The sequence below is a fragment of the Kocuria sp. ICS0012 genome (assembly GCF_001665945.1).
Lineage (GTDB): Bacteria > Actinomycetota > Actinomycetes > Actinomycetales > Micrococcaceae > Kocuria > Kocuria marina.
This window is the reverse complement of record NZ_LZMM01000077.1, coordinates 56,798-83,115: the sequence shown is the minus strand read 5'-3', so window position 1 is coordinate 83,115 and position 26,318 is coordinate 56,798. Positions and strand designations below refer to the sequence as shown.

20 protein-coding genes are annotated in these 26,318 nt (G+C 69.4%); 18 read left to right on the top strand and 2 right to left on the bottom strand.

The features are described from left to right. Nucleotides 1–73: 73 nt before the first annotated feature. From tsaB to tsaD, 3 genes are read left to right on the top strand one after another with little or no spacing between them, the layout of a single operon-like run. Nucleotides 74–760 carry a tRNA (adenosine(37)-N6)-threonylcarbamoyltransferase complex dimerization subunit type 1 TsaB gene (gene tsaB, locus A5728_RS12285; protein ID WP_064847329.1) on the top strand — a complete coding sequence of 229 codons (687 nt, stop codon included), beginning with the start codon at nucleotides 74–76 and terminating at the stop codon, nucleotides 758–760. Nucleotides 761–771: 11 nt separating this feature from the next. Beyond that, nucleotides 772–1,317, top strand: coding sequence for a ribosomal protein S18-alanine N-acetyltransferase (gene rimI, locus A5728_RS12280; RefSeq protein ID WP_064847356.1), 546 nt, complete (start codon nucleotides 772–774; stop codon nucleotides 1,315–1,317). Continuing rightward, on the top strand, nucleotides 1,304–2,383 hold the full coding sequence (gene tsaD / locus A5728_RS12275; RefSeq protein WP_064847328.1) for a tRNA (adenosine(37)-N6)-threonylcarbamoyltransferase complex transferase subunit TsaD: 1,080 nt from the start codon (nucleotides 1,304–1,306) through the stop codon (nucleotides 2,381–2,383). The genes rimI and tsaD overlap by 14 nt, the downstream gene beginning before the upstream one ends. 21 nt (nucleotides 2,384–2,404) lie before the next feature. On the opposite strand, the gene A5728_RS12270 is transcribed toward tsaD, so the two are convergent. Together A5728_RS12270 and A5728_RS12265 are read right to left on the bottom strand one after the other, a co-directional pair. Continuing rightward, nucleotides 2,405–3,550 carry a glutamate--cysteine ligase gene (locus tag A5728_RS12270; RefSeq protein WP_064847327.1) on the bottom strand — a complete coding sequence of 382 codons (1,146 nt, stop codon included), beginning with the start codon at nucleotides 3,548–3,550 and terminating at the stop codon, nucleotides 2,405–2,407. A gap of 103 nt (nucleotides 3,551–3,653) precedes the next feature. Beyond that, complete coding sequence (locus A5728_RS12265; protein WP_064847326.1) at nucleotides 3,654–5,024, bottom strand: class I SAM-dependent methyltransferase; 1,371 nt, start codon at nucleotides 5,022–5,024, stop codon at nucleotides 3,654–3,656. A gap of 161 nt (nucleotides 5,025–5,185) precedes the next feature. Here A5728_RS12265 and A5728_RS12260 point away from each other — a divergent pair, with 161 nt between their 5' ends. The 15 genes from A5728_RS12260 (at nucleotide 5,186) to A5728_RS14580 (ending at nucleotide 26,289) form a co-directional block, all read left to right on the top strand. Beyond that, a complete protein-coding gene (locus A5728_RS12260; RefSeq protein ID WP_064847325.1) occupies nucleotides 5,186–6,166 on the top strand; it encodes a siderophore ABC transporter substrate-binding protein in 981 nt (326 codons plus the stop codon). Between the two features lie 79 nt (nucleotides 6,167–6,245). Then, a complete protein-coding gene (locus A5728_RS12255; RefSeq protein WP_064847355.1) occupies nucleotides 6,246–7,223 on the top strand; it encodes an ABC transporter permease in 978 nt (325 codons plus the stop codon). Then, complete coding sequence (locus A5728_RS12250; RefSeq protein ID WP_064847324.1) at nucleotides 7,216–8,253, top strand: iron chelate uptake ABC transporter family permease subunit; 1,038 nt, start codon at nucleotides 7,216–7,218, stop codon at nucleotides 8,251–8,253. The genes A5728_RS12255 and A5728_RS12250 overlap by 8 nt, the downstream gene beginning before the upstream one ends. Beyond that, nucleotides 8,250–9,005: an ABC transporter ATP-binding protein gene (locus A5728_RS12245; RefSeq protein ID WP_035959444.1), complete on the top strand. Its 756-nt coding sequence runs from the start codon at nucleotides 8,250–8,252 to the stop codon at nucleotides 9,003–9,005. Before A5728_RS12250 ends, A5728_RS12245 begins: the two co-directional genes overlap by 4 nt. A gap of 333 nt (nucleotides 9,006–9,338) precedes the next feature. Further along, nucleotides 9,339–9,635 carry a co-chaperone GroES gene (gene groES / locus A5728_RS12240; protein ID WP_035959438.1) on the top strand — a complete coding sequence of 99 codons (297 nt, stop codon included), beginning with the start codon at nucleotides 9,339–9,341 and terminating at the stop codon, nucleotides 9,633–9,635. A gap of 107 nt (nucleotides 9,636–9,742) precedes the next feature. Next, a complete protein-coding gene (gene groL, locus A5728_RS12235; RefSeq protein ID WP_064847323.1) occupies nucleotides 9,743–11,326 on the top strand; it encodes a chaperonin GroEL in 1,584 nt (527 codons plus the stop codon). Nucleotides 11,327–11,556: 230 nt separating this feature from the next. Continuing rightward, nucleotides 11,557–13,680 carry an acyltransferase family protein gene (locus A5728_RS12230; RefSeq protein ID WP_082943463.1) on the top strand — a complete coding sequence of 708 codons (2,124 nt, stop codon included), beginning with the start codon at nucleotides 11,557–11,559 and terminating at the stop codon, nucleotides 13,678–13,680. Between the two features lie 45 nt (nucleotides 13,681–13,725). Continuing rightward, entirely contained in the window at nucleotides 13,726–15,867 is a 2,142-nt protein-coding gene (locus A5728_RS12225; protein ID WP_231885646.1) for an acyltransferase family protein, read from the top strand. 83 nt (nucleotides 15,868–15,950) lie between these two features. Then, nucleotides 15,951–17,447, top strand: coding sequence for an IMP dehydrogenase (gene guaB, locus A5728_RS12220; protein WP_064847353.1), 1,497 nt, complete (start codon nucleotides 15,951–15,953; stop codon nucleotides 17,445–17,447). A gap of 43 nt (nucleotides 17,448–17,490) precedes the next feature. Continuing rightward, the gene (locus A5728_RS12215; RefSeq protein WP_064847321.1) at nucleotides 17,491–18,612 is read left to right on the top strand and encodes a GuaB3 family IMP dehydrogenase-related protein; all 1,122 of its coding nucleotides are present in this window, start codon (nucleotides 17,491–17,493) and stop codon (nucleotides 18,610–18,612) included. 152 nt (nucleotides 18,613–18,764) lie between these two features. Next, nucleotides 18,765–19,742: an SURF1 family protein gene (locus A5728_RS12210; RefSeq protein WP_064847320.1), complete on the top strand. Its 978-nt coding sequence runs from the start codon at nucleotides 18,765–18,767 to the stop codon at nucleotides 19,740–19,742. Then, nucleotides 19,735–20,328 carry a DUF3817 domain-containing protein gene (locus A5728_RS12205; protein ID WP_035965872.1) on the top strand — a complete coding sequence of 198 codons (594 nt, stop codon included), beginning with the start codon at nucleotides 19,735–19,737 and terminating at the stop codon, nucleotides 20,326–20,328. Before A5728_RS12210 ends, A5728_RS12205 begins: the two co-directional genes overlap by 8 nt. 42 nt (nucleotides 20,329–20,370) lie before the next feature. After that, on the top strand, nucleotides 20,371–21,969 hold the full coding sequence (guaA, locus tag A5728_RS12200) for a glutamine-hydrolyzing GMP synthase (protein WP_064847319.1): 1,599 nt from the start codon (nucleotides 20,371–20,373) through the stop codon (nucleotides 21,967–21,969). A gap of 95 nt (nucleotides 21,970–22,064) precedes the next feature. Next, nucleotides 22,065–25,898, top strand: a complete 3,834-nt coding sequence (locus A5728_RS12195) for a hypothetical protein (RefSeq protein ID WP_064847318.1) — start codon at nucleotides 22,065–22,067, stop codon at nucleotides 25,896–25,898. Continuing rightward, on the top strand, nucleotides 25,888–26,289 hold the full coding sequence (locus A5728_RS14580; protein WP_197493191.1) for a hypothetical protein: 402 nt from the start codon (nucleotides 25,888–25,890) through the stop codon (nucleotides 26,287–26,289). Before A5728_RS12195 ends, A5728_RS14580 begins: the two co-directional genes overlap by 11 nt. The last annotated feature ends 29 nt before the right edge of the window (nucleotides 26,290–26,318 follow it).

The following is a 26,318-nucleotide window of genomic DNA, read 5'->3' as shown; positions in this document are numbered from 1 at the left end:
GGAGCCCGGAGTGATGGCGGCGGGCGGTCGCCGGGGCCCGGAGCGGTTGCGGGGCCGGGCTTAGACTGTTCGGGTGCTTGTGCTGAGTCTGGATTCCTCGTCGATCGCGTCCGTGGCACTGTCCCGGGACGGTGAGGTCTTGAGCAGGTTCGACACCGTCGACACCCGATCCCACGCCGAGGCCCTGGCTCCCGCCGTGCACGACCTCATGGCGGAGGCGGGCCTCACCGGCACCGACCTGGACGCCGTTCTCGTGGGCACCGGTCCCGGACCGTTCACGGGTCTGCGCGCGGGACTTGTGACCGGTCGCACCTTGGGCTTTGCCTGGGCCCTGCCTGTCCATGGGGTGTGTTCCCTGGACGCGGCGGCGTTCCACGTGGCCCCGGAGGCGCTCGCCGCGGGTCATGCGGAGTTCGTGGTGGTCACCGATGCGCGCCGCAAGGAGCTCTACCGCCGCGACTACCGGGTGCACGAGGACGAGCGCGGACCCGTGATCACCCCGCTGGGCGATCCCCGGGTTGGCCCCCCGGAGGACGTTCCCGCGCTGCCGTGCTACGGCTCCGGTGCGGGGCTCTACCCCGATCGGTTGTCGCACGCGGTCCCGGGATTCTCGGACCTGCACCCCTCCGCCGCAGATCTCGCCCGGGCGGCGTGGGCGATCACGAGCCGCGGTCAGGAACTGAGCACCGACACGTCTCCCCTGTACCTGCGCGATTCCGACGCCAAGGTGCCCGCATCCCCCAAGCGGGCCACACGATGACGGGCCACCCCATGACGGGAGGGCACGCGGCTGCGGTGGGAGCGGCGTCGTCGTTACCGGCGGGCTACGCGCTGCGCCCCATGCAACCTGGGGACCTCGAGGACGTGTACGCGCTGGAGGCTGTCCTGTTCCCCGAGGACGCCTGGCCCCGGCACATGTTCCACGAGGAACTGACCCACCCCACACGGCAGTACTGGGTGCTCACCCGGGACCGGGAGATCGTGGGCTACGCGGGGATGATGAGCATCCCGCCGGTCGCGGATGTGCAGACCATCGCGGTCGCGAAGGACCACGAGGGCAAGGGCCTGGGCAGTGCCCTGCTGCGCGTGCTGCACGAGGCCGCGATTCGCAGCGGCGCCACCGAGATGATGCTCGAGGTGCGGGCGGACAATCCGCGGGCACAAGAGCTGTACCGCCACTTCGGCTATCACCACATCCACACCCGGGCGCACTACTACGGGCCCGGCCACGACGCGCTGATCATGCGCTGCGAACTGGTTCCCGCGAAGGAGCCCACCCGCAGCGCGGACGGAAGGACCATTCATGAACACCGCTGAACCGCTCGTCATGGGCATCGAGTCCTCGTGCGACGAGACGGGTATCGGGATCGTGCGGGGCACCGAGCTGCTCACCAACACGGTGTCCTCGTCCATGGCCGAACACGTGCGCTTCGGCGGGGTGATCCCCGAGATCGCCTCGCGCGCGCACCTCGAGGCGTTCGTCCCCGCGGTGCGTGCTGCGCTCGACGACGCCGGTGTGACCCTGGACCAGCTCGACGCGATCGCCGTGACCTCCGGGCCCGGGCTCGCCGGGGCGCTCATGGTAGGGGTCGCGGCGGCCAAGGCACTCGCGGTGGCCACGGGCAAACCCCTGTACGCGATCAACCACCTCGTGGCCCACGTGGGGGTGGGTCTGCTCGACGACCGCGGTGAGCTGCCCGACGGCCTGGGCGCGCTGCTCGTCTCCGGGGGCCACACCGAGATCCTGGCCGTCCCCGACATCACGAGCGACGTGCGGCTACTGGGCGCCACGATCGACGACGCCGCCGGCGAGGCCTACGACAAGGTCGCCCGCCTGCTCGGACTCTCCTACCCCGGTGGACCGGCGATCGACAAGGCCGCGAAGGACGGCGACCCGACGGCTTTCGCGTTCCCCCGGGGGCTGACGGCGGGCAAGTACATGGGGTCGGCCGAGAATCCCGGTCCGCACCGTTACGACATGTCCTTCTCCGGCTTGAAGACGGCCGTGGCCCGCGTGGTCGAGGCGTTCGACGCCGCCGGTCAACCCGTCCCCGTGGCGGACGTGGCCGCAAGCTTTCAGGAGTCGGTCGTGGACGTGATCGCGCGCAAGACCGTGCTGGCGTGCACCGAACACGGGATCACCACCCTTCTCATGGGCGGGGGCGTGGCCGCCAATTCCCGGTTGCGGGAGGTCGTGACCGCGCGGTGCGGTGAGCACGGGATTCCCGTGGTGATCCCGCCGCTGTCCCTGTGCACCGACAACGGCGCGATGGTGGCCGCCCTGGGCTCCCGGCTGGTGGCGCAGGGCCGTCAGCCCACCGGGATCTCGTTCACCGCGGACCCCGGCCTGCCGGTGTCCGCGGTGTCGATGCCCGCGGCGTAGTCCTGCCGGGCCGTATCCGGATCAGCGTTCCGAGCGGTTGCGCTCCACGATGTCCATGACCACGGCGCGCAGGTCCCCGCCGTTCTCCCGGGCCACGCGCCGTTGGCGCTGATAGCCCACAGCCCCGCTCATCATGGTCTCCACGTGCGCGAGCTCGCGGGCGCAGCCGAGCTCGTCCGCGAGGGGTTCCAGATCGGTGAGCAGATCCGCGAGGTCCTCCGTGACCAGGCGCTCGCGGTTGCGGGTGTCCCGGATCACCACGGCCTCGAGACCGTAGCGCGCGGCGCGCCACTTGTTCTCCTGGTGGTGCCACGGGGGCATCACGGGGATCGTCCCGCCGTCGTTGAGGGAACGGGAGAAGGACTCCACCAGGCACTGCGTCAGTGCGGCGATCGCGCCCACCTCCCGCAGGGTCGAGGGACCGTCGCACACGCGCATCTCCACGGTCCCGAAGCGGGGGACGGGGCGGATGTCCCAGCGGTTCTCGGAGATCTCCTCGATCACGCCGGTCTCGATGAGGTCGTTGACGTAGGACTCGTACTCGCCCCACGTGTCGAAGTGGAAGGGCAGCCCCGCCGTGGACAGCTGCTGGAAGATCAGTGCCCGGTGGGACGCGTACCCCGTGTCCTGGCCGCACCAGTACGGCGAGTTCGCGGACAACGCGAGCAGGTGGGGGTAGTAGTTGAGCAGGCCCTCCAGGACGGGCAGGGCCTTGTCCCGGTGGTCGATGCCCACGTGCACGTGGGCCCCGAAGATCACCATCTGCCGGCCCCAGTACTGCGCCCGGTCCAGGACCTTGAAGTAGCGTTCCTTGTCCACCACGGGCTGGTCCGCCCACTGGGAGAACGGGTGGGTCCCCGCGCCGAAGATCTCGAGGGACCGAGGATCCGTGATTTCCCGGATCCGGTCCTGGGTGTCCGCGAGCTGGTCCACGGCCTCGCCCACGGTGTCGCACACACCGGTCACCATCTCCACGGTGTTCTGCAGGAACTCGCCCGTGACATGGGGGTGGTCCCCCTCCTCACCGAACTGCGGGTGCTGCGCCACGAGGGCATCGAGGACCTCCTGGCCGCGCGGGGCGAGCTCGCCGCTCTCGCGCTCGACCAGGGCGACCTCCCACTCCACACCCAGGGTGGAACGTTCGGAGCTGTGGAAATCAATCTGCACGGCGTGGTCCTCTCATGGGTGCACCGGGATCGGCGGTCGTGACCTGAACCGGGACGTCGTTGCCGACCACCGGGGTGTCGCGCGCGGTCCGAACACAGGGGTATCAGTGTACGAGGTTTACGGCGAGCACCACGCGCCGTTCCTTCCCCGCCTGTTCGAGTCGCGTCATGACCAGGGTCGCTCGCTGCGAACCCCGGGGTGCAAGTTGCTTACGCAGTTGCTCGGGGGTCACGTCCGTGCCGCGTTTCTTGATCTCCAGGGTCCCCACGTCCTGCTCCCGCACCCACTTCTTGAGGGTCTTCACGGTGTGGGGCAGCACCTCGCGCACCTCGTACGCGGTGGCCAGCGGGGTGTGCACGAGCGTGTCCGAGCTCAGGTACGCGATCGCGGGATGGATCAGACGCGCTCCGATGCGCTGCGCGAGATCGGTCACGAGCCCCGCGCGGATCACCGCGCCGTCGGGCTCGTAGAAGTACTGCCCCACCGCGCCCAGCAGTTCCCCTTCCGCCGCGGGCGACTCCCACGTCGCGGAGGTCAGTTCGGCCGCCGACGACGCCGCGGCACCGTCCCGGGATGCGTCACCGCTCCGGCCGTCCCCGGCACCCGGCGCGTCGTCACCCGGCACGAGCGCGTCGTCGGCGGCGCCGGGAAGGCGGGGTGCGCCGTCGTGTCCGAGGACCAGGGCGGCGCGTGCGACGTCCGGGCGGCGCACGGCGTTGAACCACAGCGCGGCCTCCACCACGTCACCGTGCTGTGAGATCCACTGGGCCTCCGCGGCGCGCGGGACGTGCTCGTGGGGGATGCCGGGACCGAGCTTGGCGCCCACGGAGAGCCCCCGGTCCGCGAGGTCCGTAACGAAGGACAGGGGAGGGGAGAAGGCCTCCGGGTCGAACAACCGCCGCGTGCGCCCATGACCCGAGACCCGGCGCGCGGGGTCCAACCACACGCCCTGCGCGGGACCGGACTCAAGGGCGTCCAGGTCCAAGGACTGCGCGTCCGCGCACACGACGCGAGCGCGCGGCCACCCCGTGAGGTTGACGGTCGCCACGGCCGCGGTGACCGGGTCCCGCTCGACCGCGGTGACCGTGCGCTCGAGCGCGGCCAGGGCCAGCGAGTCCGCGCCGATCCCACATCCCAGGTCCACCACGTGCTCGATCCCCGCTTGCGCGAACCGCTGGGCGTGCAGGGCGGCCACCGACCACCGGGTGGCCTGCTCCACACCATCGCGCGTGAAGACCATATGACGGGCGAAGTCCCCGAACTTGGCGTGGGCCTTGGCGCGCAACCGGGACTGGGTGAGGACCGCGGCCACGAGCTCCGGGTCATGGCCCTGTGCTCGCAGGGACTGGGAGAGCGCGAACGTGGCGTCCGGGTCGTAGGGGCCCAGCGAATCCAGCAGCCGCATCCCCCGCGGGGTCAGCAGCTGGGCGAGGCTGCGGGTCTCGGCGTCGTCGGGGGCGGTGGAGGCGTTCACACGTCCATCACATCACGGCGCGGGGAAGCCGCGGCGAACGCGCGGGCCGCGACGCCCGTCACAGAGCCATTTACATTACGATCCGCATCCCTAATTAGGTTAGGCTCACCTAGTGGCTGGCCGCCCGTAACAGACGACCCCGCGAGATTGCGAGAAGATCCATGTCCATGAACCGATTGATCCCCGGTGTGGCGCTGAGTGCCGTGGCGGCACTGGCCCTCGTGGGATGCGGTGCCAACGCCCAGAACGCCTCCGACACCCAGGCGTCCTCGGCCACCGTGACCGTCACGGACAACAAGGGCGAGCAGACCGTTCCCGCACCGCCGCAGTCCGTGGTGGCCACCGACAACCGGGTGTTCGAGACGCTCGCGGACTGGGGCGTACAGCTCAAGGCCGCCCCCAAGCAGCTGATCCCGAACGGCATCTCCTATGCGAACGACGACGCCGTGGTGGACCTGGGTTCGCACCGTGAACCGAATCTCGAGGCGATCGCCGGGGTGGACCCGGACCTCGTGATCAACGGGCAGCGCTTCGCGCAGTACTACGACGACATCAAAAAGCTCGTCCCGGACGCCGCCATGCTGGAACTGGATCCGCGCGACGATCAGCCGCTGGACGAGGAACTCAAGCGCCAGACCACGGCCCTGGGCGAGGTCTTCGGCAAGCAGGAGGAAGCCCGCCGACTCACCGACGGGCTCGACCAGGCCGCCCAGCGCGCCAAGGACGCCTACGACGGCCAGTCCACGATGGGCGTGATCGTCTCCGGTGGTGACATCGGGTACGTGGCACCGAGCAAGGGACGCACGATCGGCCCGCTGTTCGACATGGTGGGGCTGCAGCCCGCGCTGAAGGTCGAGGGCTCCGACAACCACCAGGGGGACGACATCTCCGTGGAGGCCATCGCCCAGTCCCGCCCGGAACTGCTCATCGTGCTGGACCGTGACGCGGGCGTGAAGACCTCCGAGGGTGCTAGCCCGGCGTCCGAGGTGATCGAGAAGTCCGAGGCCCTCAAGGACGTCCCCGCAGTGAAGAACGGCAACGTGGTCTACCTGCCCGCGGACACCTACACGAACGAGGGGATCCAGACCTACACCGAGATCCTCGACGACATCGCGGAGAAACTGGGAGGCCGGAGCAACTGATCCCTCCCACCCCGCACGACCACCGACGCCCCGCGGGAGCCTCCCGCGGGGCTTCGGCATGATCCAGGAAGCACACGTGATGGTCTCCACTGCACAACGTCCGACCCGCACGGGGGTGGCCCGGGACTGGAAGTTCTGGCTCGCCCTGCTGGTGGTCCTGGGACTGCTCTGGCTGTCCCTGGTCACGGGGGTCGCGGACCTTTCGAACGCCCAGGGTGAGCAGTTCCTGGGTCTGACCCGGATTCCCCGCACGGTGGCCCTGGTCCTGGCCGGTGCCGCGATGGCCATGTCCGGGCTGGTCATGCAGTTGCTCACCCAGAACCGGTTCGTGGAACCCACGACCACGGGCACCACCGAGTGGGCCGGGCTGGGGTTGTTGCTCATGATGATCCTGGCCCCGGACGCCGGGTTGAGCGCGCGGATGATCGGCGCGATCGTGGCCGCGTTCGTGGGGACCATGGTGTTCTTCGCGTTCCTGCGCCGGGTTACGCTGCGTTCCTCCCTGATCGTGCCGATCGTGGGGATCATGCTCGGGGCCGTGGTGGGGTCGATCTCCACCTACCTGGCGCTCGTCACGGACCGGTTGCAGAACCTGGGCGTGTGGTTCGCCGGCAGTTTCACGTCCGTGCTGCGCGGCCAGTACGAGACCCTCTGGGTCGTGGCACTCGTGGCGGTGCTCGTGGTCATCACCGCGGACCGGCTCACCGTGGCGGGACTCGGCGAGGACATCGCGACCAACGTGGGATTGAACTACAACCGGATCATCCTGATCGGCACCGGACTCGTGGCCGCGGCCACCGGCGTGGTCACGGTGGTCGTGGGCAACCTGCCGTTCCTGGGGTTGATCGTGCCCAACGTGGTGTCCCTGTTCCGGGGCGACGACCTGCGCTCCAACCTGCCGTGGGTGTGCCTGCTCGGGATCGGCCTAGTCACGGTGTGCGACCTGATCGGGCGCACGATCATCGCGCCGTTCGAGGTCCCCGTGTCCCTGATCCTGGGCGTCGTGGGCGCTGCGGTGTTCATCGCCCTGTTGCTGCGAAGCCGGCGCCATGTCTGAGGTGACCGCGCTGCGCCACGACCGGGCGCGCACTGGATCGGGGGCCTTCGTCTCCCCGGCCCACCGCCACCGCTACTGGATCACCGCGCTGTCCTTGTTCGCGGCGGGACTCGTGTTCTGCGCGGGCATCCTCACGTGGGACAACCCCCTGCCGTTCGGCACCCCGGGGTTCTGGCGGATCGCCGAGTCCCGGGCCACGAGCGTGGTGGTGATCCTGATCGTGGCGGTGAGCCAAGCCATGGCCACGGTCGCGTTCCAGACCGCCGCGAACAACCGGATCATCACGCCGTCGATCATGGGTTTCGAGTCCCTGTACGTGCTCATCCAGACCTCGGCGGTCTACTTCCTGGGTGCGGTGGGGGTCAGTGCGGTGCAGGGGCTGCCGCAGTACGCCCTGCAGGTGAGCCTCATGATCGTGTTCGCGCTGGGGCTCTACGGCTGGTTGCTCTCGGGCAAGTACGCCAACGTGCAGGTGATGCTGCTGATCGGCATCGTCCTGGGCGGCGGGCTCGGCGCGGTGTCCACCTTCATGCAGCGCTTGCTCTCACCGAGCGAGTTCGACGTGCTCAGCGCCCGCTTGTTCGGCTCGGTGGCCAACGCGGATCCCGGGTACTTCCCGCTGGCCGTGCCGCTGTGCGTGGTGGCCACGGTGGCTCTGTACGTGCACTCCCGCACGCTCAACGTCATGGCCATGGGGCGGGACGTGGCCACGAACCTGGGCATGGACCACCGCCGGGAGCTGCTGCTCACCCTGTTCTGGGTGTCCATTCTGATGGCGGTCTCCACGTCCCTGATCGGGCCCATGACGTTCCTGGGGTTCCTCGTGGCGATCCTGGCGTACCAGTTCGCGGACACCCACGACCACCGCTACGTGTTCCCCATGGCCGCGCTGATCGGTTTCGCGGTGCTGTCCGGGGCCTATTTCGTCCTGAAGAACATCTTCTACGCGGAGGGCGCTGTGTCCATCATCATCGAGCTGGTGGGTGGCAGTGTCTTCCTCTTCGTGATCCTGAGGAGGGGCAGACTGTGATCCAGTTGACCGGACTGGTCAAGGAGTACGGCACGGACATGGCGATCGGGCCGGTGGATCTGCAGATCCCCGCCGGTGGCGTGACCGCGCTCGTGGGGCCCAACGGCGCGGGGAAGTCCACGCTGTTGACCATGATGGGTCACCTGCTGGGTCCCGAGGCCGGCACCGTGGAGATCGGCGGTCACGACGTGAGCAGGACGCCGCCGCGCGAACTCGCCAAGGTGGTCTCCACGCTGCGCCAGGAGAACCACTTCACCGCGCGGCTCACCGTGCGCCAGCTCGTGGCGCTGGGTCGCTTCCCCTATACGCGTGGGCGGATCACCCGGGACGACGAGCGGATCATCTCCGAGTCGATCGACTTCTTCGACCTGGGACCCCTGCAGAACCGTTACCTGGACCAGCTCTCGGGCGGTCAGCGCCAGCGCGCCTACGTGGCCATGGTGCTGTGCCAGGACACCGAGTACCTCCTGCTGGACGAGCCCCTGAACAACCTGGACATGCGCCACTCGGTGCACATGATGCATCACTTGCGCCGCGTCGCGGACGAGCTCGGACGCACCGTGCTGATCGTGCTGCACGACATCAACTTCGCGAGCCACTACTCGGACTGGATCTGCGCCGTGAAGGACGGTCGCGTGGTGGAGTTCGGCCCGCCCGAGCAGATCATGACGGACGAGACCCTCACGCGCGTGTTCGACACCCCGGTCACGTGCCACGACGGTCCCCACGGACGGCTCGCGGTCTACTACTGACGCGGCACGCAGGGCTCTCCGGCCACTCCTGACGCGGCTCGGACGGCTCGCCGGCCACTACTGACGCGGCCGCGGGGAGGCTGGGGACAGCGGCGTCGTACCCGCGGATTGCGCCCAGAGGCGAGCGTGGCGGGCGCGCCTTGACCGCGTGCGGCCCGTCTCCCTACAGTGATGATTAGCACTCTCATGGTGAGGGTGCTAAAGGCCAGGCGCTCAATCGGCACCGCGACGACGGTTGGCACGCCAACTGGCCTGTGGCGGACGCGGTCATGGGACCCCATGACACGGCGCGTTCGCACACCGTCTCACACGCCTAGAAGAAAGGGAGAGATCGTGTCGGTCTCCATCAAGCCTCTCGAGGATCGCATCGTGGTTCAGCCGCTGGCCGCTGAACAGACCACCGCTTCCGGTCTGGTCATCCCGGACACCGCCAAGGAGAAGCCGCAGGAAGGCACCGTCCTGGCCGTGGGTCCGGGCCGCGTGGACGACAAGGGCAACCGCATCCCCGTGGACGTCAAGGAGGGTGACGTGGTCATCTTCTCCAAGTACGGCGGGACCGAGGTCAAGTACAACGGCGAGGAGTACCTGGTGCTCCCCGCGCGCGACGTGCTGGCCGTCATCGAGAAGTAATCCCCGCAACGACTTTCGTGCGCGGTGCCCGGACGTTCGCCCGAGAACGGGCCACGCGGGCACCGCGCCGTCATTTCCACACCCTTCTCGTTTCGTAAGGAGCACACATGCCCAAGCAGTTGGTGTTCAACGACGCCGCTCGCAAAGCGCTCGAATCCGGTGTCAACCGACTGGCCGACACCGTCAAGGTCACGCTGGGCCCCCGCGGGCGCAACGTGGTCCTGGACAAGAAGTGGGGCGCACCCACCATCACGAACGACGGCGTGACTATCGCCCGTGAGGTGGAGCTCGAGGATCCGTACGAGAACCTCGGCGCCCAGCTGGCCAAGGAAGTGGCCACCAAGACCAATGACGTCGCCGGTGACGGCACCACCACGGCGACCGTCCTCGCGCAGGCCATCGTCAAGGAGGGTCTGCGCAACGTGGCCGCCGGAGCGGCCCCGGGCGACATCAAGCGCGGCGTGGAAGCTGCCGTGGCCACCGTGGCCCAGCGTCTGCTCGACAACGCCCGCCCCGTGGAGGGCAAGGACGTGGCCCACGTGGCTGCGATCTCCGCGCAGTCCATGGAGATCGGCGAACTGATCGCCCGCGCCTTCGAGACCGTGGGCACGGACGGTGTGATCACCATCGAGGACGGTTCCTCCACCGAGGTGGAGCTGGACGTCACCGAGGGCATGCAGTTCGACAAGGGCTACCTGTCCCCGTCCTTCGTCACGGACCCGGAGCGCCAGGAAGCCGTCCTGGACGACACCTTCGTGCTGCTGTTCCAGGGCAAGATCTCCTCGGTCCAGGACCTCATGCCCGTGCTCGAGAAGGTGCTGCAGGCCAAGAAGCCGCTGACCATCATCGCCGAGGACGTCGAGGGCGAGGCCCTGTCCACCCTGGTGGTCAACAAGCTGCGCGGCACGCTCGACGTCGTGGCCCTGAAGGCCCCCGGTTTCGGTGACCGCCGCAAGGCGATCATGCAGGACCTGGCCGTGCTCACGGATGCGACCGTGATCACCCCCGAGCTCGGCATCTCGCTCGAGGGCGTGGACGTGTCCCAGCTGGGCAACGCCCGCCGGATCACCGTGACCAAGAACCAGACCACGCTCGTGGACGGTGCGGGCTCCTCGGAGGCCGTGGCCGAGCGTGTGGCGGAGATCAAGGCGGAGATCGCCCGCACGGACTCCGAGTGGGACCGTGAGAAGCTCCAGGAGCGCCTCGCGCGCCTGGCCGGTGGCATCTCGGTGATCAAGGTCGGTGCCGCGACCGAGGTCGAGCAGAAGGAACGCAAGCACCGCATCGAGGACGCCGTGTCCTCGACCCGCGCGGCCCTCGAGGAGGGCATCGTGGCCGGCGGCGGTTCCGCGCTGGTCCACGCTTCTAAGGCGCTCGACGGCACGGACCTCGGTCTGACCGGGGACGCGGCTACGGCCGTGACCATCGTGCGGCGCGCCCTGACCCAGCCCCTGCGCTGGATCGCGGAGAACGCGGGCCAGGACGGCAACGTCGTCGCGGCGCGTGTGGCGGACCTCGAGCCCGGCAACGGCTACAACGCCCTGACGGACGAGTACGAGGACCTGCTCGCCGCGGGCATCATCGACCCCGTCAAGGTCACCCGTTCCGCTCTGCAGAACGCGGCGTCCATCGCGGCGCTCGTGCTCACCACGGAGACCCTCGTGGCGGAGAAGCAGGACGACGAGGACTGAGTCCTCCCGATCCTTCCGGGAATCGCTGAATGGCCGGCGGCCCGCCCCTTTCGGGGGGTGGGCCGCCGGTCGTCTGTGGTGCTGCGACCGGCGACGGTGCTCGACGTCTGCCCCCGCGCGACCGGGTGGCTCAACCCGCAGGCCATGCGCGCTGCCCACCTACGGAGACGGGTCGGGGCGGAACCGGGTGCGATGTGATCGGTGCGCCCCGCTGCGTTTAGGCTGACCAGATGCGCATTCCCCCAGCCTTGGATCCCGTTGCCGGTTCATCCCCGCTCCCGGTGGGGCAGCGACCCCGGTGGGCTGCCGGATCCTCCTCCGCGCAACGGGTGCAGCGGTACTCGGGGTTCCGCCCGGAGGTGCAGGGGTTGCGGGCGATCGCGGTGCTGCTCGTGGTCGTCTATCACGTGTTCATGGGCCGGGTGTCCGGTGGTGTGGACGTCTTCCTGCTGATCTCGGCGTTCTTCATGACCCTGTCGTTCGTGCGTCGGATCGAGGGCGGGCGGCCTCTGGGGCTGGGCCGGTACTGGCTGCACACGTTCAAACGCCTGCTGCCCCTGGCCACGGTGATCATCCTGTTCACCCTGGCGCTCATCTGGCTCGTGTTCCCGCGCACGGACGTCGCGGAGTTCCGGTCCCAGGGCGTGGCCTCGATCCTGTACCTGGAGAACTGGGCCCTGGCGGCGAACGAGGTCAACTACTATGCGGCGGACCACTCGACCGCCTCTCCCTTTCAGCACTTCTGGTCCCTGTCCGTCCAGGGCCAGGTGTTCCTGGTGTGGCCGCTCATTTTCGCGCTCGCGTGGTTCGTCAAACGGCGCACGGGGCGTAACAGCATCCCCGTGCTGGCCGTGTGCTTCGGTCTCGTGTTCGCCGCCTCGCTCGCGTTCTCGGTGGTGACGACGGCGACCCGGCAGGGGTTCGCGTACTTCGACACCCGTGCCCGACTGTGGGAGTTCGCGCTGGGGTCGCTCATCGCGCTCGCGATCCCGTACCTGCACCCGGGCCGCGTGCTGCGCGTGGTGCTGGGCTGGCTCGGTTTCGTGAGCATGGTCCTGGTGGGCATCCTCGTGGACGTGCAGGGCGCGTTCCCGGGTTGGATCGCGTTGTGGCCGCTGCTGTCGGCGGCGGCGATCATCGTGGCCGGGCAGACGGGATCGCCGATCGGTTTCGACCGGTTCCTCTCGTGGGGTCCCATCGTGCGACTGGGGGATGCGGCGTACGCGCTCTACCTCGTGCACTGGCCGCTGCTGATCTCCTACCTGGTGCTCCGGGAGCGCCCCGAGGCGGGGCCCCGGTCCGGTGTGGCGCTCGTGGTGCTCTCAGTCGTACTGGCACTGCTGTTGACCCGGTGGATCGAGACCCCGTTGAAGCGGTGGGCGTGGCCCGAGGCCCGGAAATGGCGCATGGGCCTCGTGATCGTGGTGTGCATGGGACTCGTGGTCGCGACCGCGGGGGCCTGGAGCGCCGTCGAACGTCACCGCACGCAACAGCTCACGTGGAACGCGGCCGAGAACAACCCGGGCGCGGTGTCCCTGCTGCCCGGCTTCCAGTTCGCGGGGGACCCGGAAGCAGCCACGCTGCCGCTGCCCGAGGACCTGTCCCGTAGCGCGGCGGAGCTGGGCGGCGCATGCCCCGAGGACATCGAGCTGCCCGAGCAGTTCCGGCAGTTCTGCCACGAGACCAGGGCCGCGGAGAGCCCCACCGAGACTGTGCTCGTCACGGGTAACAGCCACACGCAGCACTGGCTACCGGCCATCACGGCCCTGGCCGAGGCGAACAACTGGCGGGTCGTGAACTACATCCAGCCCGGGTGCTACTACACCGTGGCCGGGGAGCAACCCCCGTTCGAGACGTGCGACCGATGGTTCGAGGGAACGCAGCCCATGGTGGACGCCGTGCACCCCGGTCTCATGTTCGTCCAGGGAACCTTCACCAACGTGGACGGGGAGTTCTGGAAGGCCGGCCTGGAGACCCGGGTGCGGGATCTCGTCTCCCAGGGCATCGACGTGGTGGGCATCCGCGACGTCCCCCGCTTCTCGCAGTCACCGTCCGAGTGCGCTGTGGAGAACGGGGAGGACGCCCCGCAGTGCGTGGGCACCCACCCCATGCTGGGCACCGAGGACCCGCAGCAGACCCTTGCGGATGTGCTGCCCGGGTTCTCGGCCGTGGACATGACGGACGTGATCTGCCCGCGCGAGCAGTGCCACCCCGTGATCGGCAACGTGTACGTGTACCTGGACGACGACCACATCACGGGCATGTACTCGGCCACGACCGCGCCGATCTTCGCAGAGCGCACCGCGGAGGCGATGAGCGCGGACGGTGGAGCGGGTCTCGACGCGCCCCGCTGAGTCCCGCCTGCCACCCGACTGGGGGAAACGTCTACGATGGCCTGCGTGCTTCCCCGTGACGAGACCTCAGCCACCGCTGCGCCGTCCTCGGCGCCCGCGCCCTGGGGGAACGTCTCCTCCGCCGGGGCACCGACCGCGTCCGCGTCCCCGGGATCCTCGGATGCCGCGGCCCGTGTGGCCCGGTTCTCGGGGTTCCGCCCCGAGGTGCAGGGGCTGCGGGCCGTGGCCGTGCTCCTGGTGGTCGTCTACCACGTGTTCATGGGCCGGGTGTCCGGTGGTGTGGACGTCTTCCTGTTCATCTCCGCGTTCTTCATGACCCTCTCGTTCGTCCGCAAGCTCGAGGGCGGGCGTCCCCTGGCGCTGGGCCGCTACTGGCTCCACACCTTCAAGCGGCTGCTGCCGCTGGCGACCGTGGTCATCCTGGCCACGCTGTTCCTCGTGTGGTGGCTGTACCCCGCACAGGACGTGGCGGACTTCCGTTTTCAGGGCGTGGCCTCGATCCTGTACTTCGAGAACTGGACGCTCGCTTTCAACGCGGTGGACTACTACGCGGCGGACCACTCCTCGGCCTCGCCGTTCCAGCACTTCTGGTCCCTCTCGGTCCAGGGGCAGGTCTTCCTGCTGTGGCCGCTGATCTTCGGCCTGGCGTGGCTGGACAAGCGCCGGACGGGCCACAGCAGCGTCCCCGTTCTGGCCGCATGCTTCGGGCTGGTGTTCGCGGCCTCGCTGGCCTTCTCGGTGCTCTCCACGGCCACGCACCAGGAGTTCGCGTACTTCGACACCAGGGCCCGGCTGTGGGAGTTCGCCCTGGGGTCCCTGGTGGCGCTCGCCATTCCCTATGTGAAGCTTCCCCGTGCGGTGCGGCTGGTCCTGGGGTGGGGAGGTTTTGTGAGCATGGTCCTTGTTGGCATTCTCGTGGATGTGCAGGGCGCATTCCCCGGGTGGATCGCGCTGTGGCCGCTGCTGTCGGCGGCGGCGATCATCGTGGCGGGGCAGTCCGGTTTGCCGGTCGGGGTCGACAGGTTCCTCTCGTGGGCCCCGGTGGTGAAGATGGGCGACGCCGCCTACGCGCTCTACCTCGTCCACTGGCCGCTGCTGATTACCTACCTGGTGGTCCGGGAGCGGCCTGTGGCGGGGCCGCGCTCGGGTGTGGCGCTCGTGGTGGTCTCGATCGTGCTGGCGCTGCTGCTGACGAAGTTCGTGGAGAACCCGTTGAAGCGGTGGAAGTGGCCGGAGGCGAGGAACTGGCGGCTCGCTCTGGTCATTGTGATCTGCATGGGTCTGGTGCTGGCGAGCGCCGGCACGTGGTCTGCGGTGGAGCGTCACCGCACGGCCCAGCTCGAGGCGCGGGCTGAACTCAACAACCCGGGGGCTCGGGTGCTGGAACCCGGCTACGAGTTCACGGGGGACGAGAACGCGCCCGTACTGCCTGCCTCGATGCAGGACCAGTGGGTGGGACTGCCCCGCGCCTGCGAGGGAGAGTACAAGAGTGCAAACCGAACGGCCCAGGGTTTCTGTCGGCAGGCGGAGAAGGTGGAGAACCCGACCAAGGTGGTGGCCGTTGTTGGCAACTCCCACATGGAGCAGTACATGGGCGCGGTGATCCCGGTGGCGGAGGAGGAGAACTGGCAGCTGATCTCGGTGCTGCAACCCGGGTGCGGCTTCGGGGTGGAGGGTCAGTCGAGCACGTGCCGCGATGGAAACGAGGCCGTCATGGACTACCTCGAGGTCCTGAAACCGGACGTTGTGATGACCACTTCCACCCGCTCGGAGCTCATGGACGGGGGCGCCGAGCACGTGGTGAGCGGGCTCGAGGAGCTCACCCAGGACCTTACGGAGCAGGGCAGCATAGTGGTGGGATTCCGGGACAACCCCCGGCTGGACTTCGACCCCACCCGCTGCATCGCGGAGAAGGGCCGGGACGACGAATCCTGCCGAGTTGCACGGCAGACCGTTCTCGGGGACACGGATCCCGCCTCGAGCCTAGACAGCATTCCGGGCTTCGTGGGGATCGACCCCACAAACCTGATCTGTCCGGTGGACGTGTGTGCACCCGTGATCGGCAATGTGGCTGTGTGGCTCGACTCGCACCACCTCACGTGGGACTACACGCGCAGCATGGCCCCGCTGTTGCACGACACCCTGGTCCGCGCGGTCCAGGTCACACCGGGGGTGGCCGCGGAGTGAGCCCTCGGCGCGCGCCGTAGACTGGTGGGGACATTCTCGCGTGAAAGGGATTATTCGTGTCTGAACCCGTGCCCACGGCCCTCATGGACGACCCGTTCGGCTTCACCGGACTGACCTACGACGACGTGCTGTTGCTTCCCGGCAACACGGACGTGATCCCGTCGGAGGCCTCCACCAGGACTCGCTTGTCCCGCAGGATCACGCTGGAGGCTCCCGTGCTCTCCGCCGCGATGGACACCGTCACGGAATCGGCCATGGCCATCTCCATGGCCCGCCAGGGCGGACTCGGCGTGATCCACCGCAACCTGTCCATCCAGGACCAGGCGGATCACGTGGACCGCGTCAAGCGCAGCGAGTCCGGGATGATCACCAACCCGGTCACGGTATCCCCGGAAGCCACGCTCGCGGAACTGGACCGGTTGTGCGGCTACTACAAGGTCTCCGGTCTGCCCGTGGTGGACGAGTCCCAGAAGCTGCTCGGGATCATCACCAACCGGGACACCCGCTACCTGCCCGAGAGCGATTTCGAGACCCGGCTCGTGCGGGACGTGATGACCCCCATGCCGCTCGTCACCGGCAAGGTGGGGATGAGCAAGGACGAGGCGCACGCGCTGCTCGCGAAGCACAAGATCGAGAAGCTGCCGCTCGTGGACGACCAGGACCGGCTGACCGGGCTGATCACGGTCAAGGACTTCACCAAGGCCGAGCAGTACCCGCTGGCCACCAAGGACGACGAGGGCCGGTTGCGCGTGGGTGCCGCCGTGGGCTTCTTCGGCGACGGCTACGAGCGCGCCATGGCGCTCGTGGAGGCCGGGGTGGACGCCCTGTTCATCGACACCGCCAACGGTCACTCCCAGGGCGTGCTGGACATGATCGCCCGGCTCAAGAAGGACTCTGCCGCCGCCCACGTGGACATCATCGGTGGGCAGGCCGCGACCCGCGCGGGCGCCCAGGCGATCGTGGACGCCGGCGCGGACGCCGTGAAGGTGGGTGTGGGTCCGGGTTCCATCTGCACGACCCGCGTGATCGCGGGCGTGGGCGTCCCGCAGATCACCGCGATCAACGAGGCCGCCCAGGTCACCATCCCCGCGGGCGTGCCGCTGATCGCCGACGGCGGGCTGCAGTTCTCTGGGGACATCGGCAAGGCCCTCGTGGCCGGTGCGGACTCCGTGATGCTCGGCTCCCTGCTGGCCGGTTGCGACGAGTCCCCCGGGGAACTCGTGTTCGTGGGCGGCAAGCAGTTCAAGGCGTACCGCGGTATGGGCTCGCTCGGGGCCATGCAGTCGCGCGGCAAGAACACGTCCTACTCCAAGGACCGCTACTTCCAGGCGGACGTGGCCGACGACCAGAAGCTCATCCCCGAGGGCATCGAGGGCCAGGTGCCCTATCGCGGGCCACTCGCGTCCGTGCTGCACCAGTTGGACGGTGGGCTGCGCCAGACCATGTTCTACGTGGGCGCGCACAGCATCGAGGAGCTCAAGCACAAGGGGCGGTTCGTGCGGATCACGCCGGCCGGGCTCAAGGAGTCCCACCCGCACGACATCACCATGACGGTGGAAGCCCCCAACTACAAGCGCTGATCGCGCCAGCCCCCGCGCTCTCCGCGCGGTGAAAGGATCCCTCGTGAGTTACGACATCGAAATCGGGCGCTCCAAGCGGGCACGCCGCACGTTCAGCCTGGACGAGATCGCCCTGGTGCCCTCCCGACGCACGCGCGACCCGCAGGACGTGAGCACCTCGTGGCAGATCGACGCCTACAACTTCGACATCCCCGTGGTGGGTGCGCCCATGGACTCCGTGATGTCCCCGGCCACGGCGATCGCCCTGGGCCGCTGCGGCGGTCTGGGCGTGCTGGACCTCGAGGGCCTGTGGGCCCGCTACGAGGACCCGCAGCCCGTCCTGGACGAGATCGCGGACCTCAGCTCTGAAAACCTGCCGCAGGCCACGCGGCGGATGCAGGAGCTGTACTCCGCCCCGATCCAGCCCGAGTTGATCAAGGCCCGGTTGGCCGAGATCCGCGAGTCCGGGGTGATCGTCTCCGGCTCCCTGTCCCCGCAGCGCGTCGTGGAGCACTACCGCACCGTGCTCGAGGCGGGCGTGGACCTGTTCGTGATCCGCGGCACCACGGTCTCCGCCGAGCACGTCTCGCGCACCCAGGAGCCCCTGGACCTCAAGAAGTTCATCTATGACCTGGACGTTCCCGTGATCGTGGGCGGCGCCGCGGGCTACACCCCGGCCCTGCACCTCATGCGCACAGGTGCGGCGGGCGTGCTCGTGGGCTTCGGGGGCGGCGCATCCCTGCGCACCGAATCCATCCTGGGCATCCACGCCGCCATGGCCTCGGCCATCTCCGACGTCGCCGCGGCCCGCCGCGACTACCTCGACGAGTCGGGCGGTCGGTACGTCCACGTGATCGCCGACGGCGGTCTGGGCACCTCGGGTGACATCGTCAAGGCCATCGCCATGGGCGCCGACGCCGTGATGCTCGGGACCCTGCTGGCCCGCGCGGAGGAGGCCCCGGGTCAGGGCTGGCTGTGGGGTCCCGAGGCCCACAACCCGCACTCACCGCGCGGTGTGCGCACCCACGTGGGGACCGTGGGTCCTCTGGGCGAGCTGCTCAACGGGCCCTCGCGCCACGTGGACGGCTCCTCTAACGTGATCGGTGCCCTGCGCCGGGCCATGTCCACCACCGGCTACTCCGAGCTCAAGGAGTTCCAACGCGCGGACGTGGTGATCCGCAGCTGATCCCCCCGTGCCGGGCCGCGGGTACGCCCGCGCTTCCGGCCCGGAAACCGGTGGCCGTTACGGACCCGTGACCCGTGGCCGTCCCGTGATCGGGGCTGCCCGTACCCCCGCTGATTTGGGAAACGTCCAGCCCGGAGCACTAGGGTTGAGGGGTGCTCAAGACCGCCCTGCGCCCCCGCTCCCTGGCTTTCCTGGCGGTCGCGCTGATCGTGGCGGCACTGTTCGTGGTGTTGAGCATGTGGCAGTTGAACGCTTCCCTGCAGTCTTCCACGGTGGTGGATCCCGCCAAGGACCGGGTCTCGACCCTGGAAGACGTGGTCTCCCCGGGGGAGGCCACGACCGCTCAGCAAGCCGATCACATGGTATCCGCGGTCGGGCGCTACGTCCCCGATTCCACGGTGCTGGTTCCGGGGCGGTTGCAGGACGGCAACCCTGGGTACTGGGTGGTCACCCAACTCGCGATCCCCGATTCGCAACAGCGCTGGGACGCCGCCGATAACGACGTCTCGATCGCGGTGGCCCGGGGCTGGGTCGCTTCCGCCGACCGGGTGCCGCGAGCGCCGTCGGACGAGATCCGGGTGATCGGCAGACTCCTGCCCACGGACTCCCCGCTACCGAGCGAGAACGTGCCGGCCGGGCAGGTCGCGTCCGTGGCGTCCGCGCAGCTGAGCAATCTGTGGGACGCGCCCCTGTACTCGGGGTACGTGGCCGCGTTCGCGGAGAACCCCGCGGCGGAACCGGCGCCCGTGACCCGGGAGGGTACGCTCGCGGTGTCGGCCGGGCTCATAGGGGAGGGGCTGGAACCCCTGCAGATCCAGCAGCAACCCGCGGACACCTCCGTGCACGCCCTGAACCTGTTCTACGCGATCGAGTGGGTCGTGTTCGCGGGCTTCGCGTTCTTCATGTGGTGGCGTTTCGTGCGGGACGACTACCTGCGCCGGCAGGACCCCGAGAAGTACTTCTACTTCGACGGCGACTACTTCTGGGACGAGGCCGAGCAGTCCTACTACTACTGGGACGCCCAGGACCAGTGCTACTACTACTTCGACGACCAACCCGCGGTGCGCACGGAATCGCGCACCCCACCCACGAGTTCCACCCCGCGATCCCACGGAGCCAGTCATGAGTGATCACACGCCGCAGCCCGATTCCCAGCCCCGCCCGGTGCGTCGCACCGACGGCGTGCGGGTCACCGCGCCCGAGGACGCGAGCCCCGAGCGCGCGACCGTCCCGGACAGCGTGCGCGCCAAGGCCGCCGCGCTGAAACCACGACGGCGCTTCGGCGGGACCGAGGCGCAGATCCGCGGCGCGCTGACCTTCTACAAGGTGTGCGCGTGGATCTCGGGTACCTTCCTGCTGCTGCTCGTCGCGGAGATGATCACCCGCTACGGCTTCGGCTACGACCTGATCGCGGGCGGCACGGACAAGGCCACGGGGCAGAGCGTGGCCCTGGGTTGGCAGGACCTCGAGCTCGAGAACCTGGCCGGGGGCGTGAACATCTCCACGTGGATCCTGATCATCCACGGTTGGTTCTACGTGATCTACCTGCTCTCATGCCTGCGCGTGTGGTCGCTCATGCGCTGGCCGTTCGCGCAGCTGGTCGTGATGGCCCTGGGCGGTGTGGTGCCGTTCCTCTCGTTCATCGTGGAACGCAAGATCCACCGCTCCACGGAGGCCGAACTCGTGGCCAATCCGCGCGCCGCCCGGCGCTATTGAGACCGGGCGAGGGTGTCCGAGCGGTGTTCTAGACTTGTCCGCGTGAGTGAATCCCCTGACACCCTGAGCGAACTGGAGCAACGTCCGGTACTCGTGGTCGACTACGGCGCGCAGTACGCGCAGCTGATCGCCCGCCGGGTACGCGAGGCGAACGTCTACTCCGAGATCGTCCCGCACACCTGGTCCACCGAGAAGATCCTGCAGCGCAACCCCGCCGCGCTGATCCTCTCCGGCGGCCCGGCGTCCGTGTACGCGCCCGGTGCGCCGCAACGGGACGCCGAACTGTTCGAAGCTGGCGTGCCCGTGCTGGGGATCTGCTACGGCTTTCAGATCATGGCCAACGCCCTGGGCGGGACCGTTGAGCGCACGGGTGTGCGCGAGTACGGGGCCACCGCCGCCTCGACCTCCGGGGACGGCGTGGGCACCATCCTGGACGGCACCCCGGACGTGCAGACAGTGTGGATGAGTCACGGTGACTCGGTCACCGCCGCGCCCGAGGGTTTCACGACCCTGGCTACTACGGAGGGCGTCCCGGTGGCGGCCTTCGAGAACCGCGAGCGTAGGCTCTACGGCGTGCAGTGGCACCCCGAGGTCAAGCACTCCGCGTACGGGCAGAAGATCCTGGAGAACTTCCTCTTCGAGGGGGCCCAGCTCACGCCCACGTGGTCCACGGGCAACATCATCGAGGAGCAGGTGGCCGCGATCCGCGCCCAGGTGGGTGACGGCAAGGCCCTGTGCGGGCTCTCCGGCGGGGTGGACTCCGCGGTGGCTGCAGCCCTCGTGCAGCGCGCGATCGGGGACCGTCTCACGTGCGTGCTGGTAGATCACGGTCTGATGCGCCAGGACGAGGTCGCGCAGGTCGAGAAGGACTACGTGGCCGCCACGGGCATCAAGCTCCACGTGGCCCGCGAGCAGGACCGCTTCCTCGCCGCGCTCAAGGGTGTCACCGACCCCGAGACCAAGCGCAAGAACATCGGCCGGGAATTCATTCGCGCGTTCGAGGCCGCCGAGCAAAAGGTGCTCAGCGACGAGGCCCAGGACGGCCAGCCCGTCCGGTTCCTCGTGCAGGGCACGCTGTACCCGGACGTCGTGGAATCCGGCGGCGGTGAGGGTGCCGCCAACATCAAGAGCCATCACAACGTGGGTGGGCTGCCCGAGGACCTGCAGTTCGAACTCGTGGAACCGCTGCGCGCCCTGTTCAAGGACGAGGTCCGCGCCGTGGGCCGCGAACTGGGACTGCCCGAGAACATCGTGGGCCGCCAGCCGTTCCCCGGTCCGGGTCTGGGGATCCGGATCATCGGTGAGGTCACCGAGGAGCGCCTGGACATCCTACGCCGCGCGGACGCGATCGCCCGCGAGGAGCTCACGCGCGCCGGTCTCGACGACGACGTGTGGCAGATGCCCGTGGTGCTGCTCGCGGATGTGCACTCGGTGGGCGTCCAGGGGGACGGTCGCACGTACGGCCACCCCGTGGTGCTGCGCCCGGTCAGCTCCGAGGACGCTATGACCGCTGACTGGTCCCGCTTGCCCTCCGAGCTGCTCGCCCGGATGTCCAACCGCATCACCAACGAGGTCGAGGAGATCAACCGGGTGGTCCTGGACGTCACGTCCAAGCCGCCGGGAACCATCGAGTGGGAGTGAACCCCACCGCGTAGAGAGCCATCGTTAGTTGCGGTGCGCCGGTCCGCCCCATCCCCCGTGGTGAGCAGACCGGCGCACTCGTGAGTAGGAGCACCATGTCGACACCCGCCCCGGACCGTTCCCGAACAATCCCCCAGGACACGGGCGCCACGGGCGAGCGCGAACACCCCCGCGTGTCCCTGCGTTCCTGGACCCAACAGATGGACGCCTACACGGGCCCGGACACCCTGCTGGACTTCAACCAGGTGGACAACGTCTGCATCGATCTCACCGAGGCCAACTCCTCGGGGCAGGCACAGTTGCTCATGGGCCGTCCCACCCGGCTGTCCACGATGATCCACCAGGACAGCCCCGCGTACGAGCGCGCCGTGCGCTCGGCCCGGGCGCTGCGCACCAAGGTCCACGAGCTGTCGGTGATGCACGGTCTGGACGCCTCCTACCTGGCCGCGGGCACGGCGTCGTGGCTCGCCGATCCCGTGGCGGACGGGTTGCGCCGGTTCATCGCCCCGGTCCTGCTCGCCCCGGTCACGGTCAAGTTGCGCCCGGACCACAAGGACTTCGAATTGCACATCGTGGGTCCCGCCCACCTCAACCCGGCACTCGTGCGTCGGCTGCGCGAGGACCACGGCGTGGAACTGGCCACGGCGGAGATGTCCCGGCTCGCGTACGGCACCCGCAAGTTGGACCCCGCGCCCGTGCTGGAGACCCTGCGCCAGCTCGCGGCCCATGTCCCGGGCATGCACGTGGAACACGAGTTGCTGGTCTCCACGTTCGCGGATCTGCACGAACGTCCCGCGGACGAGCACGTGGTCGCGCACACCCAGTTGATCGAGGACCTCGCCCGGCTCAAGAACCCCGAGGTCGGCAAACTGCCAGTCGTGCGCCCCCTGACCGATCAGGCACCCGGTCTCGACGAGCGCGACCCCGCCCAGGAGCTGCTGCTCACGGACCTGGACGCCAATCAGCAGGAGATCGTGGACCTCGCCGAACAGGGTGAGAGCTTCGTGGTCGCTACACCCGTGGGCACCGCCGCGGTGGACACCGTGGTCTCCACGGTCGGCGCACTCGTGCACCGTGGCCGCAGCGTCCTGGTGCTCGGCGAGTCCCGCACCACGCTCGCCGCGTTCAACCGCGCGTGGAACCGCACCGGCCTGGACTCCCTCGTCCTGCCGCTGGGCTCCCACCTGAGTCCGGACGACGTCGCGGAGCGGCTCGTGCGCGCCGTCGCCCGCAACGAACGCGCCGAGCAGCCGCAGCTGGAACAGCACCTGGACGCCCTGCAGCGCAGCCGCGAACAGCTGCGGGTGCACGAGGAATCCCTGCACGCACTGCGTCCCCGCTGGCAGGCCTCGCCCTACGAGGCCATGCAGGCGCTCGCGGAACTGACCGCGCGCACCCCCGGACCGCAGACCGCCGTGCGGTTCCGCCGTTCCGTGCTGGACGCCGTGTCCCACCGCAGCGAGGTGCAGCGTCAGCTCCAGCGCGCCGCGACCCTCGGCGCGTTCGACGCTGCGGCGCTCGCGAGCCCGTGGCACGGTGCGCGGCTCGTCAACGACGACGAGGCCCGTGAGGCCCACGACCTCGCCAAGTCCCTGCTGCTCGAACTGACCACCCTCAAGACGGCCCTGCGCAACGTCCTGGGGGTCTCGGGGCTGCGCGTGGGCTCGACCATCGGCGAATGGGAGCAACAGCTCGAACTCGTGATCGAGGTCGGGGAGTCGCTCGAGTACCTCACACCGGACATCTACGACCGGCCCGTGACGGACCTGATCGCCGCGACGGCCTCCGCGTCCTGGCGGCGGGACCACGAGATCGAGCTGAGTGGGCTGCAGCGCTCCCGCCTGCGCAAGGCCGCCAAGGAATACCTCCGACCCGGCGTGCACCTCTCGGACCTGCACTCGGCGCTCGTGAAAGTGCAGTCCGAACGGGACAGGTGGCGCCAATGGGCCACCACGCTCGAACAGCCCGCCGTCTCGGACCGCGCCGGGGAGACCCTGCAGATCCATCGCCGGTTCCGAGAGGACCTCGAGGGGCTCGCGATCGCACTCGAGGGCTCGCGCACTGCCGCGCGCCTGGAGACGGCCGGGGTGGACGAACTCCAGGAAATCCTGGACGAACTGATCAACGACGAGGCCCACCTCGCGACCCTGCCCGAACGCACCGTGTTGCTCGACGACCTGCGGGCGCGCGGGCTCGGGGAGTTCCTGCAAGACCTCGAGACCCGCGCGGTACCCGCCGAGCGCGTGGGCGAGGAACTCGACCTCGCGTGGTGGCAGTCCGTGCTCGAGGCCATGATCAGCGGTGATGACTTCGTGGCCATGCCGGACGGTTCCGAGCTGCGCCGCACGGAATCCGTGTTCCGCCGCGCCGATTCCGCCCACATCGCGGCCGCACCGGCGCGACTCGAGTACGCGCTGGCCGAGCGCTGGGCGCGGGACACCAAGCGCAACCCCCGGGAGGCTCGCGCGCTGCGGAACATGCTGCGCAGCGGTCACGTGCGCACCGAGGAGCTGGACCGGGTCCAGCACCTCACGCCGTCGCTCGTGCCCGTGTGGACCGCGAGCCCGCTCGTGCTCACCGCCACGCTGGGGGAGGAGCAGTCCGTGGACACCGTGGTGGTCCTGGACGCCGAGTCCACCCCGCTCGCGGCCACGCTGCCCGCGCTCGTGCGGGCGGATCAGGTCATCGCGTTCGGTGACCGCAACGCCGCGGGTCCTCAGCCCTTCACGGTGGCCCCGCACGTCGCGGCCCGGGACACTCCGCAACCCGTCGCGGACATCGACTCGGCGTACGACGCACTGACCCGCGTGGTGGACTCCCGGTCCCTGACCTCGGTGCGCCGGCCCATGGACCCCCGCTTGTTCGACTACCTCAACGACGCGTTCTACGACGGCACCCTGACCCGCGTGCCGCAGGCCTCGGAACTGACGAGCGTGAGCACGGGGATGTCCGCCGAGTACGTCGTGAACGGCGTGGGCATGCTCACCGCAGGCAGCGAAGGGGTGCAGGCACCCACCGCAGAGGTCCACCGCACCGTGGACCTGGTCTTCGCCCACGCCGAGCGGCACCCCGAGCGGTCCTTGGCCGTGGTCACCGCGAGTGCGATGCATGCCGCCCGCGTGGCCCAGGCCGTGCAGCGTCGGCTGCGGGAGACCGGTGAGTCCGCCGAGTTCTTCGCCCCGGGGCGGGAGTCCTTCCGCGTGGTCGAGTTGCACCGGGCCGCGGGGATCGAGCGGGACACCGTGATCTTCTCGCTCGGCTTCGGGCGCACCACGTCCGGGCGCAGCACCCCGCAGTTGGGTGCACTGTCCGAGCGGGACGGGCGCCAGGCGTTCGTGCGCGGGATGACCCGCTCGCGTCGCCATACGCACATCGTCACGTCCATCCACCCCAAGGACACCGAGCCGCGGCGGCTGCAGAACGGCGCCAGGGACATGTACCACATGCTCGAGATCCTCTTTGGGGAGGACACCACGTCGGAGCGCGCGGTGGCTCCCGCCGAGGACACCGACGCCGCCCCGGATGCTTTGGTCGCTGATCTCGCCCGACGGCTGCGGGGCGCCGGAGCCACGGTCCACACCGGCTACGCCCACATGATCGACATGGCCGCGTACGCGGAGACCGAGTCCTTGTCCGCGGGGGCTGTCACCCAGCGTGCGGCCACGGGCGAGCCCGTACGCATCCCGGTGGCGCTGCGCTCCGACGGGTCCGAGCGCAGCCGCGCGCTGAGCGTGCGCGAACGCTCGCGGCTCATCCCGCAACAGCTCGAACGCGCGGGCTGGAACTACGTGAGCCTGTGGTCCGTGGAGGTCTTCACGGACCCGCAGACCGTGGCCGGTCTCGTCCAGCGCTACCTCGGCCTGGGGTCCGATGCGGGGTCCGACTCGGGGACCGACGCGCGGAGAGTGAGCGGTTCGCGTGACGACTGATCGCCCGGCGGGCCGTCCTGAGTCCTCGCGGGACGGCTCGGACGCCGGGGACGGGCGCTCGCGGGACGAGGCGGCGCCGAAGGAGGTGGCTCCGGATCCTGCGTGGGGCCCAAGGCCCACGGATGGCGAGGACGCCCCGGGCGCAGCGGTCACCTCGTCCGAGGGCGCCCCGGATGGCGCCACTTCCGCCCAGCCCGGGGGACGACGCCGCCGCGGCCACCGCCGCGCGACGGGCGGAACCGCGCCGGACGCGGAGTGCGCGCTGCGCACCACTGAGTGGGGTGCGGGCTCCGACGAGCTGGGCGGCGACGCCCCGGACCCCCGGGAGGCTGCCGCGGAGAGCGGCCACGCGCAGTGGTTGAAACAGCAGCGCCCGCCCCACTGGGGGTGAACCGGCTGCCGGATGGATCCGGTGGTGAT

Coding starts and splice junctions, on each gene's coding strand:
- rimI (WP_064847356.1), top strand. CDS start 772: ATGACGGGAGGGCACGCGGCTGCGGTGGGAGCGGCGTCGTCGTTACCG.
- tsaD (WP_064847328.1), top strand. CDS start 1,304: ATGAACACCGCTGAACCGCTCGTCATGGGCATCGAGTCCTCGTGCGAC.
- A5728_RS12260 (WP_064847325.1), top strand. CDS start 5,186: ATGTCCATGAACCGATTGATCCCCGGTGTGGCGCTGAGTGCCGTGGCG.
- A5728_RS12255 (WP_064847355.1), top strand. CDS start 6,246: ATGGTCTCCACTGCACAACGTCCGACCCGCACGGGGGTGGCCCGGGAC.
- A5728_RS12250 (WP_064847324.1), top strand. CDS start 7,216: ATGTCTGAGGTGACCGCGCTGCGCCACGACCGGGCGCGCACTGGATCG.
- groL (WP_064847323.1), top strand. CDS start 9,743: ATGCCCAAGCAGTTGGTGTTCAACGACGCCGCTCGCAAAGCGCTCGAA.
- A5728_RS12230 (WP_082943463.1), top strand. CDS start 11,557: ATGCGCATTCCCCCAGCCTTGGATCCCGTTGCCGGTTCATCCCCGCTC.
- guaB (WP_064847353.1), top strand. CDS start 15,951: ATGGACGACCCGTTCGGCTTCACCGGACTGACCTACGACGACGTGCTG.
- A5728_RS12205 (WP_035965872.1), top strand. CDS start 19,735: ATGAGTGATCACACGCCGCAGCCCGATTCCCAGCCCCGCCCGGTGCGT.
- A5728_RS12195 (WP_064847318.1), top strand. CDS start 22,065: ATGTCGACACCCGCCCCGGACCGTTCCCGAACAATCCCCCAGGACACG.